The sequence below is a fragment of the Methanobrevibacter sp. genome (genome assembly GCF_017447225.1).
Classification (GTDB): Archaea; Methanobacteriota; Methanobacteria; order Methanobacteriales; family Methanobacteriaceae; genus Methanocatella.
The window spans coordinates 55,796-76,304 of record NZ_JAFSNZ010000015.1; the positions used below are offsets into that span (position 1 = coordinate 55,796).

A 20,509-nucleotide genomic window follows, 5' to 3' on the forward strand; every position below is an offset into this window, starting at 1 on the left:
CATTAAATTATTTTTATTCTAGCTATTGTTTATATTTTATTAAAATTATTATTAATTTGTTCATTATTTTTTATTTTTTCTATAAGTTCTTCTTTTATTTTTAAAAATAAAATTTATATAATGGTTTTGTCAAAAATATATCTCACTATTTAAATTGAAAAAATGATTGAGGTAGATTTGTTTGAAAAAGACATGTATGTTGGTTTTTACATGTTTATTAATCATCATTTCACTTTCAGCAGTTTCTGCTAGTGACACTATTGATAATCAGACATTAACGTCTGGCATTGATGGAATAAGCATGTTAGAAATTAATTCAAATGAAGTAATATTGACTTCAATGGATGAAGTTGATAATGAAAGTGATGTGTTAGGGGAATCACTTTCAAATGATAATGTATTAAGTGATGGGGATGGTGGTTCATTCAAGGATCTTAATGACTTAATAAACGGAGATGCTACTAAAACATCAATTACTCTTCAGGGGGATTATGTTTTTGATAGTTCAAAGGATGCTGATTATGTTAATGGTATTGTAATTGACAGACAATTGACAATTATTGGTAACGGATTCACTATTGACGCTTCAAATCAGGCGAGGATATTCCAAGTTTCATCTTCAGTGCAGTTATCTAATATCACATTCAAAAATGCTAATGCATTAACTGGCAGTGGTGGTGCTATCTATATGGATGGAGCTTCAGACTGTATTGTAAAAAATTGTACTTTCATAAATAACACAGCAGCTGCTGATGGTGGTGCAGTATTCATGCAGAATTCCAATGGTGACTTTAAAAACATAACATTCACTTACTGTCACTTTGAAGGAAACAATGCGTCCGGTGATGGTGCTGCTGTCAAATTCCTTAAGGATGCATACAATTGTACAATCGAATACTCCAATTTCATAAACAACTATGCATTTGGAGATGGTGGTGCGGTATTCTTTAATGGTACTAACGGCACTATAAAATCAGTATACTTTAAGGACAACACTGCTGGAGACGACGGTGGTGCTATATTCTGGCAAGGAACCTACGGTTCCATAGACACTGTAAAATTCATTAATAATAATGGTATAAGTCTTTTATATGGTAAACAGTCAAGTTCCAGAGGAGGAACAATCTGTCTTACAGGAGATAAAATTCTTCTTACTAATTCAAGTTTTAAAACAAGCTCTGTAACTACTGATGTGACTGATGTTTCCAAATTAAACGGTGGAGCAGTATTCGTTACAGGTAATGATGTAAATATTACTAAAACATCATTCGATGACTGTTATTCAATAAATACAGGTGGTGCTATCCATATCATAGGTAACAATACTCTTATTTCCGGATGTAACTTCACAAATTGTGTCGCTGATGCGAATGGTGGTGTCATTTATGTAACCGGAAACAATGCAAATATCACACGTTCCAATTTCAGTAAAAGCCATGCTGCATTAGGTGGTGCAATTTATGTGAATGGTGAATCTGCTGATATAGGATACTGTAATTTTGATGAAAATTATGCAAATGGTGGAGGAGCTTTATTCTGGGCTGGACAAAGTTCCGGAGACGTCATACAATTTTCCAACTTCACCAAAAACAGAGCTATCTCCGGTGATGGTGGTGCAATATACTGGAGTAGTAACGGTAATTTGGGTTTGATTTTAAATTCCACATTTAAGGAAAATTATGCTTATGAAAGCGGTGGTGGAATTTACTGGACCAAAAGTTCTAACGGCACAGTCGAATACTCCACATTTATAGCTAATAGGGCAGAAGGTAATGGTGGAGCATTATTCTGGAATGGTGTGAACGGTACTGTTGAAAAATCCTTATTTGAAAATAATTATGCTGCAGGTTTACGTTCTCACCAAAATTACGCTGGTGGTGGAGCAATTTCCTGGAGTGCAGTAAACGGACTTTTCGACAGATGTGATTTTATAAATAACACTTCCCCATACCATGCAGGTGTTGTATATGGTAAGGATGCTAAAAATCTTACAATAAACTATTGTAACATGATAAATAACAGTGCTTCTGAAGGTGCTGGCGGAGTTTTATATTTCGAAACAAGTGAAGGGGTTCACTTTTATAATTCCAATTTCACAAATAACTATGCCCGCAGTGCCGGTGTTCTTCAGTTCAACTTAAAGTGTGACAATGCAGATATTATAAACTGTACATTCACAGATAATCATGCATTGGAATATGGTGCTGTCAGTTGGAATATTAACAATGGTTTAATCTATAATTCAACTTTTATTCACAATTATCTGTTTGATTTAGTAGGTTCAAAAGACCACCACGCAGGTGCTGTCAGTTTCGGCGGATCATATAATACTATTGATGAGTGCAGATTTATCAACAATACTATTGATGGATCTACTTTTGCAAATTCAAATGAATGTTTCGGTGCTGCTGTTTATTATTCAGCTTCCAATTCAAAAATAATCAACACTAATTTCACCGGAAACTACAATACTGGTATTGCTGGGGCTCTTTTCATCACTGTCGCATATGCTGAAGCGCATGATTTGAGATTCATAAATAACACTGCAACTACTGGTGGTGCTATTACTCTTAGAAATAAAAATGGGGCTCCTGTTTTCACAGACTTATACAATATGTACTTTGAAAACAATTCTGCTCAATATGGTGGTGCAATAAACTGTGAAGGTATTGCTGACTGTAGTGTATATAATGCTACTTTTGTAACTAATCATGGATATGAAGGCGGAGCAATCAGATGGACAGGAACCAGAGGACATATTTATGACTGTAATTTCACGGATAATAAGGCCGATTTATCAAATTATGGTTCATGGGCTATTGGTGGTACTATTCACTGGTCCGGAAGTGAAGGTATTTTAGAAGATATCAATATTAATAAAAGTTATTCAGTAAAATATGGCGGATCAATCACTTGGACAGGTAATACAGGTACTTTGAAAAATATCAATATCACCAATTCCTCTGCAGGAACTAATGCGGGAGGATTGTATATTAAAGGTAGTTCGGTAACTCTTTCAAATTCCAATTTGGATAGTTGTTCAGCTACAATTAATTCAGGTGGTGTCGCAGGATCAATAATGGTTGATGGCGGTAGTTATGTAACATTAAACAATATCAATATTACTAACTCACATTCTAAAAGTAATGCAGGTGCTATTCAGTGGACAGGTAATTTCGGTACTCTGCAAAATGTTAATATCACTAATTCTTCTGCAGGAGTTAATGGTGGTGCAATATTAATATCAGGAACCATAACAAACACAATTACAAACTCCAATTTCACAAACACTTCAGCTAAAAACGGCGGTGCTATTTATATCACTGGTAACACTAATAATGGAAACAATCGTGTCACAGTAAGCAAATCATTATTCAACATGTCTAAAGCTAGTGCTGAAGGTGGAGCAATTTATTCAGAATCATACAATACCTTAATCGAGCTTTCAAACTTCACAGACTGTACTGCAGGCACCAATGGTGGTGCGATTGTAATCGCAAGAGCTAATCAGAATATCAACAATTGTACCTTTGATGGAAACAACGCTACCCAAAAAGGTGGTGCAATATACGTTAAACAGGTATTGGACATCACTATTAGTGATTCAACATTTACAAACTCTCATGCGTATGATGGTGGTGCTATTTACAACTTAGGTTCTTCAGGTGCTTCTTTAAAGATTTTAAACTCAACATTCATTAAAAACATCGCAACCCACAACGGTGGTGCGGTTTATTATATTGTGGATAATGCAAATGCACGTACTAAAGTGACCTATAGGGACTTCAATAAGTTCGATGGTGAAGGAGTCATTAAGGATGGAAGAACTACACTCAACATGACAGCAAACGGCGCTACCTATGAAAATGTAATCTACACTTCCTTATTTGAAGATAATGAAGATTACTTATTCAATGTAACAACTGTAGTTGATTCTGTTTCACCGATAGCTATTGTTACAATCTCCAATCCTAAGGATATTGATAAACAAAGTCTTAATATTGTAATTAAATTAACATCAGCAGACGATAACAGGACAATTACAATAACCAAATCAAATTATGCAAATTATTTCAATGTTGAAGACAATTCATTCAATGTAAACTTCTATAATTTGACTCAGGAGACAACATACAAAGTAACTGTAGGATTTAAAGATAATTATTACATGTATAAGGAGAATGTCACAACAATCGATGTGGGTGATTACACAACTAAAAAAGGAGACTTCGAAATCCTTCAGGATTTAATTGAAAAGGCTATTGGCGATGGTAAAAATTTCATTGACTTAACAAGAAACTACCAGTACACTCCTACATTGGATAAATACTGCATGAACATTACAGACTTGGCAGGCCTTGAAAACTTTACAATCAACGGTCACGGATATGTTATCGATGCATTGGACTTCTGTAGAATATTCAATATTACTGCAGATAATGTGAACATAAACAATGTCACTTTCATCAACGGTGATGCCAGCGGTTCAACTTCCGATGATATTAATAAAGGTGGAGCATTATTCTGGGCTGGTAAAAACGGTGTTTTATCTGGTGTAGTATTCAGGGATAATGCTGCTGAGTATGGTGGAGGTCTTTACTTCAATTCCACAGCAGATAACTGTAAAATAATCAATTGTCAGTTCTTCAATAATGATGCTGATGAAAACGGTGGTGCTATAGACTGTAATGCTACCCGTATGAATCTGACAAATACATTATTCGAAGAAAATTATGCAAATGTCGGAGCAGCATTATGTAGGGAAGAAAGAGCAACCGGAGGTTTCGGTTACAACAACACATTCAACTATAATCACGCGGTAACTGCAGGAGCTGCTCTTGCTTGGATCAAATCAGAAAGCATTACAATCGACAAATACACTTTCGTCGGGAACACCGCAGGATATAGTGGTGGTGCAATTTATGTCGGTCAGGGCAGTGGAAACTGTACAGTAAAATTCTCCACTTTCATAGACAATTACATAACCAGTCAGGAAGATGGTCATGGTGGAGCTATTGAATGGTATGCTGCTAACGGAACCGTCCTTAATTCAACTTTCAGAGGTAACTATGCACCTACTGGTGGAGCAATTTATGTTGGAAGTGAATCCGGTCAAATCAATATAACTCACTCAGGATTTTTAGCAAACTATGCTTATAAGCTCGGTGGAGCTATTGATATTGTCGGTTCATCAATTGCAATCAACAATTCATACTTCAGAGAAAATTACGCACCTGACGGAGGAGCCATATTTGTCGGAGGTAAAGGTCATGATAATTTTGTTTATTTATCTTACTTTACTGGAAACAATGCAACCAGTGGTTGTGGTGGAGCTATTAGTTGGAATGCAACAACTGGTGTAATATATGACTCCAATTTCACAAACAACAATGCTTTGTATGGTGGTGCTATTTATATTGGAGGTACATCACCTAACAGTGAAATCAATAATGTAATTTTCAAAGGAAACAATGCAACATTCAATGGTGGTGCTATAGACTGGAATGCAACCGGAGGAAGACTTTTCAATACAACATTCATAGAAAATTATGCTGGCCAATATGGTGCTGCATTATGTAGGGAAGCCAATGCTACTGGAGGTAGCGGTAAAAACAATACATTCATTGCAAATCATGCTGGTATCGGTGGAGCAGCTTTAGGTTGGATTGAATCTGCTAGAATCACAATTGATGATTATCATTTCTACAACAACACTGCTGATGTTCATGGTGGAGCAATATATATCGGAAACAACAGTGACAACTGTACTATCAAGAATTCCATCTTTGAGGGCAATACTGTTCCTTTAAACGGTAACATTGAATTAGGTTTCGGTGGTGCTATTGTATGTATCGGTCACAATACCACTGTCATCAATTCCAATTTCACAAAAAATAAAGCAACCAATGGTGGTGCAATTTACGCTTCAGGTGCTTCAGGTAACACTAACATTACTGACGCAATATTCAAAGATAACTATGCAACATATACTGGTGGAGCTATTGCTTTAAGAGCTTCTGCAGTATCAGTAAACAATACCAAATTCTATAATAACACTGCAGCTGACGGTGGTGCATTATATGTTGGAGGTACAGGTATCACTAACTTTGTCTACTTGTCAGACTTTGAAAATAACACTGCTACTAACGGTAATGGTGGTGCAATTAATTGGGTGGCTTCTGCAGGTGAAATCATCGAAAGTAACTTCACCAACAACTCAGCAACCTATGGTGGAGCACTATATCTTGGTGGTAATGCAGCTAACAGCCGCATTGTTAATGTAACATTTGACAATAACTACGCATCCAAAAACGGTGGTGCTATTGACTGTAACGCTAAAAACATGACTCTCTTGGATACTTTATTCATAAATAACGTTGCTGATGAGTATGGTGCTGCTTTATGCAGAGAATTCAACGCTACTGGAGGTAGTGGTAAAAACAACACATTCACTGCAAATCATGCAGGCATTGCCGGAGCAGCCTTGGCCTGGATGGATTCAGTCGGCATTAAAATTAATGATTATCACTTCTACAACAACACTGCAGGCCTGATGGGTGGTGCAATCTATGCTAATCCTGGAAGTGACAACTGTACTATTAATAATTCAGTATTTAAAGGAAACAAAGTCCTTGATGTAGAAAATGGTCTTGGTGGTGCAATTGATTTTGCTTCAGCTAATGCTACATTATTAAATTCAAACTTCACAGAAAACACAGCCGCATTTGGTGGTGCATTGAATGTGGAAAGTAATGGCGGAAGCACCTATGTTAACAATTCAAGGTTTGAGGATAATAAGGCTTATGTCCATGGTGGTGCTATACACCTTCAGGCTTCATCAGTAACATTAAACAATACGATATTCTATGAAAACGAAGCTAATAATGGTGGAGCACTCTTTGTCGGAGGAGCAGGTCTTACAAACTATGTTTATAATTCAAACTTTGAAAACAACACTGCAAACGACGGACATGGTGGAGCTATTAACTGGCTCGCTTCAGAAGGCCACATTATAGCATCCAATTTCACAGGAAACACTGCTGGTGTTGGTGGAGCAATATACCTTAATGGTAATTCAAGTAACAGCCGTATTGTTAATGTAACATTCAGGCAAAACTCCGCTAAGCATAATGGTGGGGCTATTGACTGGAATGCTACCGGAGGTCAGCTGTACAATACCACATTCATAGGAAACACTGCAGAATACGGTGCAGCATTATGTAGGGAAAACAATGCAACCGGAGGATCAGGCAGAAACAACACATTCATTGCAAATCACGCATACAAATCCGGTGCAGCTCTTGCATGGTTGGGTGCTAAAGGCATTTCCATCAATACTTATTACTTCTACAACAACACTGCAGATATAAGTGGTGCTGCAATATTTGTTGGTGATGATAGTGACAACTGTAAAGTAATCAACTCCAAATTTGAGAACAACACTGTTTTCACTGGCCGTGGTGGAGACATTGATATTGTAGCTTCAAATGCAACTATTATCAATTCCACTTTCAAAAACAGTATATCCTTGCATGGTGGTTCAATTTACATTGGTGATGATTCTCACAATGATTCAATCATCAATTCATCATTCACATCCGCTCGTTCATTAAACGATGGTGGTGCTATCGAAGTGCATGGTGACAACTTCAATGTTTCCAATTCCAATTTCACAGCATCATTCAGTTTAAGTGAAGGTGCAGCTATTGCAGGTTATGATATAGAAAATGTCACAATTGCAAATTCCATATTCAAATATGGTGTTGCAGCAGGTGCTCAGGATATTTATGGTAATTCTCATGGTGAAGGTGGAGCAATATACTTGGAAAACTCCAAAAACTTCAATGTAACTAATTCCACTTTCATTAAAAACGAGGCTCGTGCTCACGGTTCATCCATTTCAACACTCAACTGTAATGACACTAACATTTATAATGTGACATTCAAAGGTGAAACCGGAGGATATGGTGTTATTTCAATCGTGGATTCTTATAATGCTACTATCCAGCTTGCTTCATTCAACTACACAGGTTCCATTTATGAAGGTGGTGCAATATACATTAAGAACTCCAATGCAACAGTCAAAGATTCCTCATTCAATGACACTAAAGCAGGATGGGGCTATGGTGGTGCAATCTATGTTGACGGTAATGCAACTATGGATAATCTAACATTCAAAAACTACATGGCTTCAAAAGAAATCGGATCTGCAATTTACTTCAAGTCCGGAAACTCCACTTTAGATAATTCCAAATTCAATGGTACAGATTCAATATGGATTAATAAAGATGCTACAGTACATTTAACTAAAAATAATGTCACTGATGCTTCAGAAGGTACTTATGCTGTATGGGATGAAGGTAAATTATATCTTGACGGCAATAATTTCGATAGTCCAATTTATGTAAACAACGGTACAATCGAAACCCAAACCTACACTTACATGCTGGATAACAAAACATGGAATACAACCATAAATGATACATTTGAGTTCTGGGCATCAATATTTGATGATAACAATAACACAATCATTTGTGTTGATTCATTAAATTCAAGCAATCAGCTATATCCTGATAGCAGTTATGTAATGCCTTATAATCACATTACTCTTAAAACATATCTCCAAGGTGTATTCTATTTAAGAGCATTCGATGATCACTTGAAGATGAATCAAAAATATAATGGTACATTGTATGTTAGAGCCAATACCAAAATGGACTTAACCTATTCTGATGTTAGCAAAGAAACAATTACAATCACTGCTGTTATTCATGACAAGGTTACTTTCCCTATTGGAGGCAATGTAACCTTTAAAATGGGTGATAGAAGTTATGTAGCTACTGTTCTTGAAGGCGGTATTGCTACTTGGACTCTAAACAATCTTACTGCTGGAATTTATACCGTAACTGCATCATACTCTGGTGATGACCTGTACTGGCCATGTGATAACAGCACTCAATTTGAAATTAAGCTACGCAAGACCATTATTTCTCTTCAGGTCAATAATGTTACTTACGGCAGCCAGACTATTGCTCTTGTCACTACAAACGCAAACGGAACCGTAATATTTTCAATCAATGGTAAATCATTAGGAGCAAGAATCATTGATGAGGATGGTAAAATCAGCTTAACTGTACCTTATTTATTGGATCCGGGAGTATATTCAATGAATATTATTTATCCTGGAAATGAGTACTATGAATTCACAATGAACAACACTACATTTGATGTTTACAAGGTTAACACAACAGTTAAAGCAGTACCGTTTGAACAGATTAAAGTCGGTGACAAAGAGGTCATTGTAGTTCAAGTCAATGAAAATTCAGCTATTAGAAACGCATCTGGATTTGTAAAAATCACTATTGGTGATGAAGAATATTACAAAACATTAAACAGTACTGGCGGAGCTAAATTCAACATTCATGACCTTGAAAAAGGTGATTATAACAATATTAAAGTAGAATATCTTGGTGATGACTATTTCAATGGAAATTCAACTGAAACCTCATTCACTGTAGGTCAAAGCGAAGATTATGTGATAAGTGTCATCCCTGAAAACATAACTTATGGCGAAAATGCTACAATTATTGTGGTTGTGCCTGATTCAGTAACTGAAAACGTTATAATCTATGTAGATGATGAAAAATATAACAGAACTGCTGAAAATGGAATAGTCAAATTGGTTGTTTCTGGATTAACTGTTGGAAATCATGTTGTAAATGTAACTTATCCTGGTGACGATAAATGGGCATTGAAATACAACAACGGAACATCATTCAAAGTAACAGGAACTGCTGATTACAACATTAACTTGACAGTAACTCCTGATGAATACGGTAAAGACACTGTAATTACTGTTGAAGTTCCTAAAGATGTTACTGAAAACATTACTATCAGCGTTGATGGCATAAACTATTCAAGAAAAGCTAATGCGCAAGGTATTGCTACATTAACATTAAACAACTTGACTGGCGGTACACATTCAGTCATTGCAACATATGGCGGAGACAGCACATACTTGAAAAAATCAAATGCTACAACATTTGCTGTTGACCCTGCAGCTTCAAGTATTGATGTTGAGTTTACAACACCTCAAAATGTTGATGATGATGTAACAGTAACCGTAAGAATGGAACAGGAAATAAACGCAAATGTGACATTAAACATTAACGGTCAAAACTACACTGTAAAATTAACAAATGGTGTTGGATCATACGTTGTTTCAGGATTGGCTAACAACACTTACAATGTAAAAGCCATATTCAGCGGAAATGAAAATTACACTGCTTCAAATTCAGCTGTTAAACAATTAGCTATTAACAAACTCACATCAGAAGTTAATGTAACCAATGTGACTATTGAAGTAGGTCAAACTGCTGTCATTAAAATTAATGTAACTAAAGGCGCTACAGGTAATGTCAGCGTTACTGTTGACGGTAAAACTCAAATTATAGGTTTGGTTGACTCTAATGCTATTGCTTATGTCTCAGGATTAACTAACAGAACTTATGATATTACTGTTAAATATCTTGGTGATGGCAAATATCAAGCTTCAGAGAACTTAACTCAGAAAGTTATGGTTAATAAAATCGAAGACTTTGATTTCACTGTCATTGTTTCTGATGCTAAGGTTGGAGAAAATACTACTGTGACTGTCATTGTTCCTGGCGATGCTGACGGTAATATTACTATCGGTGATAAGACAGCTAAGGTTAAAGACGGTAAGGCAACAATTGTATTGGATAAAGAAACTGTTCCTGGTGATAAGGAAATCACTATAAGCTATGCTAATGGTTCCAAATACCATAATACCAGTAAAACTCATACTTATGATGTTGATAAGCCTAATTCAAATGTTTCAATCAGTGTAGAAAGTATCTTCACTATTGGTGACGATGTTGTCATTACTTTAACTCCTGTAAACGGCACTGCTAGTGTAAAAATCAATGGTGAAACATATGCAGTCAATAACAATCAGGTTACTTTCAAAGCAAACGTGACTGGTAATTATAAAGTAGTTGCCACTATTGCCGAATCCGATGATTGTTATGGATCCAGTGCTAGTGCAGTGTTTGATATTGTTAAAGCTTCATCCGCAATTTCCATTGAAGTTAATGATGTTTATAGAGTTGACGATACTATTGTTATAACTTTAACTCCAACTAACTCAACTGGTAAAATCACAGTTAGCATTAATGGCAAACCTTACACAGTTTCAGATGATAATACGGTCACTATTAATGATGGTTTAGCTAATGCTACTTACACTATCGTTGCTAATGTGGATGCTGATGACAATTATGAATCTGCTTACGGTGTTGCTACATTTGAAGTCATTAAAAAGGATATTGCTATTGATTTAGTAGATGTTTCTGATATTAAAGTTGGCAGTCCTGTCACTATAACTGCTAATTTAAATGAAACTGTTACAGGCAAAGTGATATTCAATATTAATGGTGCAAATTACACAGTATATGTTTCAAATGCAAATGCTGCTAGTTACATTTACACTCCTGTAAACAATGATACCTTATCAGTTGTAGCTACATTTGAAGGTAATGACAAATATAATGCAAATCACAGCGAAATGTCTGTTGAAGTATCTAAAGTTAATGATTACGATTTCGATGTTGAAATCACTCTTGGAAATAATGGTACTGTAATACTCATTATAACTGTTCCTGATGATGCAACAGGTGATTTAAACATAACTGTTGATGGAAATTCAACTATTGTTCCTGCTGTTAATGGAACCATATTCATAATTAATGGATTGGAACCTGGTGAACATGATATTAATGTAACTTTCATAAATGATACTAAGTATGATGATGGATCTCAAAACAATACTGTAAATGTTCCAAAATGGGATAATTATTCCTTACCTGTATTCGTTCATGATATTACTTATGGTGGTGTTGAAACAATAACGGTCATTGTTCCTGATGATGCTACCGGTAAAGTCAATATAACTGTTGATGGCAAATTAAATGAAGTTCCAATTGATGGTGGAAAAGCAATTTTAGTATTAAATAACCTTTCTGCTATTGAACATATAGTTGATGTAGCATATGAAAGTGAAAAATATGCATATAAAACAAATAGCACAAAATTCCTTGTAAATAAAACATCAGAATTTGACATGGGTGTTGAAATAATTGATGATAAAATCAATATAACACTACCTGAAAATGCAATGGGAAATGTAACTGTTATTATCGATGGTAAAGTTTACAATATAACTAATATTACTGAAATTTCTACTATCATTGAATTAAATAATATCACTCCAGGAAATCATACTGTTGAGGTAATTTATTCAGGTGACGGCAATTACACTAATAAGACTGTTATAACATCATATGAAGTTCCTAAGATTAGTGGCTATTCAATGAATTTGACTTCTGAAAATATTACTGTTGGTCAGGTTGAGGATATTGTGATTGAGTTTCCTGGTGATATTAATGGTATTGTTGCTGTTGATGTTGGTGGTGTTGGATATTATGTAAATATTACAAATGGTAACGGTAAATTATCCATTGCTGGTCTAGCTGCCGGTGATTACACTGCTGTTGTCAAATATCTTGGTGATGATAAGTATAGTGATGCAACTAACTCAACCAAATTCACAGTAAAATCTAAAGAATCCAGTAATGTTAACGTCAGTGTTGATAATGGCACTGTTGTGATTACCTTGCCTGAAAATGCTACTGGTAATGTGACTGTTGTTATTGATGGTGAGAATTATGCTTTCTATAACGTTACTGAAGGCTCCAATAGAACTATTGTTGTTAATGTGACTGATTTGCTTCCTGGCAATCATACTGTTGAGGTAATCTATTCTGGTGACGGTAACTACACTGGTGAAAATATTACAGTTCCATTTAACGTTCCTAAAGTTGATGATTATGAAATGAATGTTACTGCCGTAGTTGATGGCCGTGATGTAACAATCACTGTTAATTTACCTGAAAATGCAACTGGTGTCATATTGCTTGATGTTAACGGCACTGGTTATTATGCAAACATCAGCGGTGATAAGGCAATCCTAACATTAAAAGATGTATCTGGAGGACAATATTCTGTTGTCGCTACTTATCCTAGTGATGATTACTATGCATCCAAATCCAATTCAACCAGTTTCACTGTAGATGCTAAGGTCACTCCTGTGATGAATGTTACTGTGGATGTTGCTGAGAACTCTACTGATGTTAATGTTACTGTAGAGTTGCCTGGTGATGCTTCTGGTAATGTGACTGTAATTATTGATGGTAAAGTATATAATGTCACAAATGTTACTGGCGGATCAGTTGTTGTTGAAGTGAATAATTTAACTTCAGGTAATCACACGGTTGAGGTTATTTATTCAGGTGACGCTAATTATACTTCCGTAACTAACTATGCTGCTGTTGAAGTTCCTAAGATTAGTGGTTATTCAATGAATTTGACTTCTGAAAATATTACTGTTGGTCAGGTTGAGGATATTGTGATTGAGTTGCCTGGTGATATTAATGGTATTGTTGCTGTTGATGTTGGTGGTGTTGGATATTATGTAAATATTACAAATGGTAACGGTAAATTGTCTGTTGCTGGTTTAACTGCCGGTGATTATACTGCTGTTGTCAAATATCTTGGTGATGATAAGTATGGCGATGCAACTAACTCAACTAAATTCACAGTTAAAGATAAGCAAAGTGCTGATGTTAACGTCAGTGTCGATAATGGTACTGTTGTGATTACCTTGCCTGAAAATGCTACTGGTAATGTGACTGTTGTTATTGATGGTGAGAATTATACTTTCTATAACGTTACTGAAGGCTCCAATAGGACTATTGTTGTTAATGTGACTGATTTGCTTCCGGGTAATCATACTGTTGAGGTAATCTATTCAGGTGACGGTAACTACACCAATGAGACTGTTGTAACTCCTGTTGAAGTTCCTAAAATCGATAATTATGATGTAAACGTTTCTTCTGTTGTCGACGGCAATGATGTGACTATTACTGTTGAATTGCCTGAAAATGCTACTGGCGTCGTTTTCATCGATATTGGTGATGTAGGATATTATGCTAATGTAACTGATGGAAAAGCATCTGTAACATTAAAAGACATGCCTAACGGAGATTACACCGCATCAGTTACTTATTTAGGTGATGACAACTATGCTTCAAAATCCAATTCAACTGATTTCGTTGTGGATGCTAAAGTTACTCCAAATATGAATGTAACTGTGGATGTTGGTGAGAATTCAACTAGTGCAAACATCACTGTTGAATTGCCTGGTGATGCCACTGGTAATGTGACTGTTATCGTTGATGGCAAGATTTATAATGCCACCAATGTCACTGGCGGAACTGATATAATTGAATTGAATAATTTAACTCCTGGTAATCACACTGTTGAGGTTATTTATTCCGGTGATGCTAATTACACCCAAACATCCAATTATACTTCTGTTGAAATTCCAAAAATCTCAGATTATGACTTTGACTTATCAGCATTTGACATTAATTATGGTGATAACACTAACATCACTGTAAAATTACCTGATGATGTAAATGGAGTTGTTTTAATTGATTTAGATGGAATTGGCTATTACATTAATGTAACAAACGGTGTGGGATCATTAGAATTACCAATTAATTTGGCACCTGGCGAGTATAATGTTACTGCAACATATCAAGGAAATGATAAATACGCATCAAAATCCGCTTATGATTCATTTAAAGTAAATGTCTCTGAAACTACTATGGATATTGAAGTTAAAGACGGAAAAATCATTGTTGAATTGCCTGGCGATGCTACTGGTAATGTAACAATAACTGTCGATGGAAAAGATTACATCGTTCCGATAGAATCCGGTAAAGCAATATTGGATATTCCTGATTTAGAACCTGGCGATTATGATGCTGTTGCTGATTATCCTGGAGATTCCAAATATGCTCCAGCCACTAATTCAACTTCATTCAATGTTCCTAAGATTTCAGATTATCCAATTGATATTACTAAAGAGGATGATGAGTTAGTTATTACCGTTCCTGATGATGCTACAGGCAATGTCACTGTAAATATTGACGGTAAAAATTACACTGTTCCTATTGAGAATGGTACTGCTAGGTTGAATGTTTCTGATTTGGCTCCTGGTGATCATGATGTTGTTGTGGATTATCCTGGTGATGATAAGTATGGTCCTGGTTCCAATTCAACTTCATTTAATGTTCCTAGGGTTTCTGATTATCCAATGGATGTTTCTAAAGAAGATAATCAGTTAATTGTCAATGTTCCTGAAGATGCTACAGGTAATGTTACTATCACTATTGACGGTAAGAATTACACAGCACCTATTGAGAATGGCACTGCCACATTGGATATTTCAGACTTGCCTGCAGGCAATCATACTGTTGATGTTACTTATCCTGGAAATGATAAATATGCTCCAAAAACAGTCAATACAACAATTGAAACTGCAGCAGATTTAATAATCACAGTTCCTGAAGTAGTCAAGTATTATTCTGGTCCTGAAAGATTAATCGTTTATGTTAAAGATGCAGACGGCAACAATGTTGACAATATTACTGTAACAATTTATGTGAATGGCATTCTTTACACCAAGGTAACTAGTGACGGTCAAGCATCCATAGCATTAAACCTCGGATGTGGAAATTATTCCGTAACTGTTGAATTTGAAGGAAACGAGAAATATAAAGCACAAAATGTCAACTCTAGTGTGGAAATTTTACACACCATTTATGCAAAAGACGTATTGAAAGTTTATAGAAACGATACTCAATATTGGGCTTTATTCTTGGATGGTGAAGGCAACCCATTAATTGATACTAATGTATCTTTCAACATCAATGGTGTACTATATCACCGCACGACCAATGGAACAGGTTGGGCTAAATTGAATATTAATCTTCAGGCAGGCACATACATTTTAACAGCAACCAATCTTGTCACGGGTGAAATGAAATCCAATACAGTCACTGTATTCAATCTGATTGAATCCAGTGATTTGGTCAAACATCACAGAAATGATACTCAGTTCATCATTCGCATACGTGGATCTGATGGAAATTGGGCCAAAGCCGGTGAAGAAGTAACGTTCAATATCCATGGTGTATTCTATACCAGATATAGTAACGAAACAGGTCATGTGAAATTAAATATTAATCTTGCTCCAGGAGAGTTCATTATCACTACATTATATAAGGATGCCAGCGCAGGAAATTACGTAACGGTACTTCCTAGGCTGGTCACTTCCAATTTGGATATGGTTTATGGTGATGATTCATTATTCATTGCCAAAACTCTGGATGAAAGGGGCAATATCGCTCCTCATCAGGATGTTTCATTCAATATCTTTGGAATATGGTATAATTGTACTACAGACGATAATGGTGAGTGCAAGATACATTTCGACTTGCAACCGGGAAAATATCTAATCACAGGATACTATCTATTTGAAGTCGAAGCAAATAACATAACAATCAGGGAATCTTAAATTCCCTCTTTTTTTCTTTTTTTAATAAATCTTTTTATATTAATTAAAATAAATTATATCTATAAAAGTCGTGATATTATGGTTGAAACAGTAATGATTAATTGGGCTTATGTATTAATTTTATTTATTTTGGGCATAATAACTTATAAAAGAAAGGCTCTGGATTTTTTAGGATCACTTACAATGATTTTGATGGGTGTAGTGATTATATTTTCAGCCGGAGTCAACTGGCTACTCATTTTAGTAATATTTCTTGTCATGACATTACTTGCAACCAGATATTCCAAATCATATAAGCGTTCATTAGGCGAATATGAAGGCAGAAGATCATCTAAAAATGTCATCTCCAATGGTATTGTGGCATTCATGATGGCGGCTTTCGGAGGATATTATTTGCCCTTTGTCGGAGGTTTCATCGGGGCGATTGCAACAGCAACTGCAGATACATTGGCTTCAGAAATAGGTATTTTGCAGCAACCTAGATTGATAACAACCTTCCAGAAAGTTGATCCTGGAACTAATGGTGCAGTATCTGTTTTAGGGACTGCTGTAGGTATGATTGGAGCATTGATTATAGGTTTATCTGCTTATTTTTTAGGTGTAATAACCAATCCGGTTTCAGCGATTCTGGTTTCAGTCATATCCGGAACTGTAGGCTGTTTTATGGACAGTCTTTTGGGAGCTACATTCGAACGCGCTGAAATGCTGACTAATGAGCATGTTAATCTGATTGCAACAATAACTGGGGCTATTGTTGGAATTCTATTAATTTAACTCTTTCTATTTTTTTCAATTTAAATCTCAAATTATTTAACTATTGAATAATATACATATTTATGAATATTTTTAAAGGTGATACTGTGAAGGGAATTGTATTAATTATGGATGGTATGGGTGACCGTCCTATAAAAGAACTTAACAATCAAACCCCTCTTCAAGCCGCAAATACTCCAAACATGGATAAAATGGCTAGTGAGGGAATTACTGGTATTATGGATTCAATAGCTCCGGGCATTATTCCTGGAAGCGACACTGCACATTTATCTATTTTAGGTTATAATCCATATGAAGTCTATACTGGAAGAGGACCGTTTGAAGCAAACGGTGTCGGTGTGGATGTTCTTCCGGGTGACATTGCATTCAGATGTAACTTTTCAACTGCAGATGAGGATTTAATCGTTACAGACAGACGTGCCGGAAGAATCAAAGAGGGCACCAAGGAAATTGTTGAAGTATTAAATACAATGGTATTAAAAGATTATCCTGATATTAAAATTATTTTTAAAGAATCTACAGGTCACAGGGCTGTTTTAGTATTGAGGGGAGAAGGCTTGTCTGATAAGGTAAGCGACGCTGACCCTAAAGTTGAAGGAAACAAACCTAAAGAAGTAAAGGCTTTGGATGATTCACCAGAAGCTAAAAAAACCGCAGACATCTTAAATCAGCTGGTAGTAAAATCTTATGAAATGGTTAAAGACCATCCTGTCAACTTAAAAAGAATTGAAGAAGGCGAACCTCCAGCAAACATAATCATCCCTCGTGGAGCAGGAGAAGTTCCGGTTGTAGAATCATTAAATGACAAATATGAAGTTAATTCAGCTTGTATTGCAGAAACTGGCCTCATTATGGGAATCGGCAGATTCGCAGGAATGGACATCATTGAAATGGAAGATGTGACTGGCGGTATTGACACTAATTTGGACAATATTCGTGATACAATAATCGACCAGGTCAAAAACTCCGATCACGACTTTTTCCTGATAAACATCGATGGTGCTGACGAAGCAGGCCACGACGGTCAGATAAAAGAGAAAAAAGAGTTCATTGAAAAGGTTGATGAAGTCGTAATGAGTGAGCTCATCAAACTCGAGGATGTTTACATTTTCCTGACAGCTGATCATTCAACTCCGATATCTGTTTTAAATCACTCCGGTGACCCCGTTCCAGTATTAATAAGAGGTCCTGAAGTAAGAGTGGATGATGTTACAGAATTCTCAGAAGTCGCATGTGCAAAAGGAGGATTATGCAGAATCCGTGGAAGCGACGTAATGAACATCATGATGGACTTAATGAACTATGCGCATAAATTCGGAGCTTAGGTGATTTGAATGGTAGCTGCTAAACTGTTCGGAACATCCGGTATTAGAGGAAAAATATGCTCTGAAGTAACCTGTGAACTTGCTTTAAATGTTGGTAAATCTCTTGCAACCTATTTGGGAAATGAAGGTAAAGTTGTAATAGGTTTTGATACAAGAACCACAAACGAAATGTTGGATCAGGCCATTTGTGCAGGTCTGCTTGAAAGCGGCGTTGATGTAGTAAAAATCGGAATGGTTCCAACTCCATTGGTTGGTTATGCTACCGAAAAATTAGATGCTGATGCGGGCGTAATGTTAACGGCATCCCATAACCCTTCCCAATACAACGGTATTAAACTATGGAATAAAAATGGAATGGCTTACACTTCATCTCAGGAAGCGGAAATAGAAAATATCTACAATAATAAGTTATATGAGTCAGTATCCTGGGACAAAGTAGGTTCTATTTCAGTCAATGAGGAAATCAAAGGCCAATATGTTGATGATTTGGTCAATCTGGTTGAAATCAAACCCGGTTTAAAAGTCGTCATTGACTGCGCATCAGGTGCCGGAAGCGAAATATCACCTCTTGTATTTAGAAAAGCAGGATGTAACGTTACAACCCTTAACTCACAGCCGGACGGATTTTTCCCTGGAAGAAACCCAGAACCGAATGCTGAAAACTTGCAGAATTTGATGAAAACTGTGGTTGCAATCGGTGCAGATTTGGGAATTGCCCATGACGGTGACGCTGACCGTATGATAACTGTAGATGAAAACGGAGATATCTCTCCTTTTGACTCACTTTTAGCTTTGATTTCAAAAGAATTCGATGGGGATATTGTAACTACTGTTGATGCGGGCTTATGTATGGACGAATCAGTGAAAGGCGAAGTATTGAGAACTCCTGTAGGCGACGTTAATGTGGCTGAAGTCATCATAGAAAAAAATGCCGCATTTGGTGGAGAACCTTCAGGAACCTGGTTGCATCCTGATTTCTGCATGTGTCCTGACGGTATTTTATCAGGCCTTAGAATGGCAGAGCTGGTTTCCAAAAGAGGCAAATTGTCTGAACTGCTTGCTGAAATTCCATCCTATCCGAATATCCGTGAAAAAATTACCTGTTCCAAAGAATCTAAAATCAAAGTGATGGAGAATATGGAAGATTTGCTTAAAGCGGAATTTGATGACATTCGCGAGATAAACTCAATTGATGGTGTCAGATTAACCTTTGAGGATGACAGCTGGGTTTTGGTAAGGCCTTCCGGAACCGAGGATTATGTCAGAATCACCCTCGAGTCAAGGGATGCAAATAGAGCCGAAGAAATCAATGAAATCTGTAAAAAAGTTATAATGGATAATATTTAGATGAATTACTTTTTTTCATCTTTTTCTACTTTTTTTTAAAAATTAGTTTTAATTAAAAATAAAATAATAGAAGAAGAGAATTTATTCTTCTTCTGCAATAAATGCTTCAATACCTAATGCAGCGCATTCTGGGCAAACCCAGTCTTCTGGCATGTCAGCAGGTGTTGCTCCAGCAGGGATGTTGTATGCTGGATCTCCTTTTTCTGAGTCAAATCTGTATTCACAGTGTAAACAAACATATATTGTCATTTTATTAATCTCCTTAATTTTTTTATCAGCATCGCCAATATAATTTTAATTGTATTGATACTAATATTTAAAATTACTTATTTGCAAATACTCATTTTAGCTTGAATTCCAATGCTTTTATATCATATGTTATGTTAAAATATTGTGTTATTTGTTTTTTCATTTTTTCTTAAGAGGAATACTCATTACTCCATAAATCATTAATTTTCTTATTTTTCTAATTTTACTTGATTTCTCGCCCCCATAGTGGAAATTACGACTTTTTCGCCACTTAAATTTTAAAAAATAAATATGAATTTCTTCTATTTAT

General features: G+C 35.9%; 5 protein-coding genes. 4 read left to right on the top strand and 1 reads right to left on the bottom strand.

All coding sequences use genetic code 11. From position 1 onward, the window contains the following. Nucleotides 1-181 precede the first annotated feature (181 nt). From IJQ68_RS01320 to glmM, 4 genes are all read left to right on the top strand, one after another. Nucleotides 182-16,504 (top strand): Ig-like domain repeat protein, encoded by a 16,323-nt coding sequence (locus IJQ68_RS01320; protein ID WP_292795954.1) that lies wholly within the window; start codon nt 182-184, stop codon nt 16,502-16,504. A 78-nt stretch (nt 16,505-16,582) separates the two neighbouring features. Then, the gene (locus tag IJQ68_RS01325; protein WP_292795956.1) at nt 16,583-17,278 is read left to right on the top strand and encodes a TIGR00297 family protein; all 696 of its coding nucleotides are present in this window, start codon (nt 16,583-16,585) and stop codon (nt 17,276-17,278) included. An 86-nt stretch (nt 17,279-17,364) separates the two neighbouring features. Then, nucleotides 17,365-18,603, top strand: a complete 1,239-nt coding sequence (locus tag IJQ68_RS01330) for a 2,3-bisphosphoglycerate-independent phosphoglycerate mutase (RefSeq protein ID WP_292795959.1) — start codon at nt 17,365-17,367, stop codon at nt 18,601-18,603. A 9-nt stretch (nt 18,604-18,612) separates the two neighbouring features. Further along, nucleotides 18,613-19,950: a phosphoglucosamine mutase gene (glmM, locus tag IJQ68_RS01335; RefSeq protein WP_292795961.1), complete on the top strand. Its 1,338-nt coding sequence runs from the start codon at nt 18,613-18,615 to the stop codon at nt 19,948-19,950. 81 nt (nt 19,951-20,031) lie between these two features. Here glmM and IJQ68_RS01340 read toward each other — a convergent pair whose 3' ends face one another. Further along, nucleotides 20,032-20,199 (bottom strand): rubredoxin, encoded by a 168-nt coding sequence (locus tag IJQ68_RS01340; protein ID WP_292795964.1) that lies wholly within the window; start codon nt 20,197-20,199, stop codon nt 20,032-20,034. Nucleotides 20,200-20,509: the final 310 nt, after the last annotated feature.

Excerpts from the sequence above, each read along its gene's own strand:
- IJQ68_RS01325 (WP_292795956.1), top strand. The coding sequence starts at position 16,583 with ATGGTTGAAACAGTAATGATTAATTGGGCTTATGTATTAATTTTATTT.
- glmM (WP_292795961.1), top strand. The coding sequence starts at position 18,613 with ATGGTAGCTGCTAAACTGTTCGGAACATCCGGTATTAGAGGAAAAATA.
- IJQ68_RS01340 (WP_292795964.1), bottom strand. The coding sequence starts at position 20,199 with ATGACAATATATGTTTGTTTACACTGTGAATACAGATTTGACTCAGAA.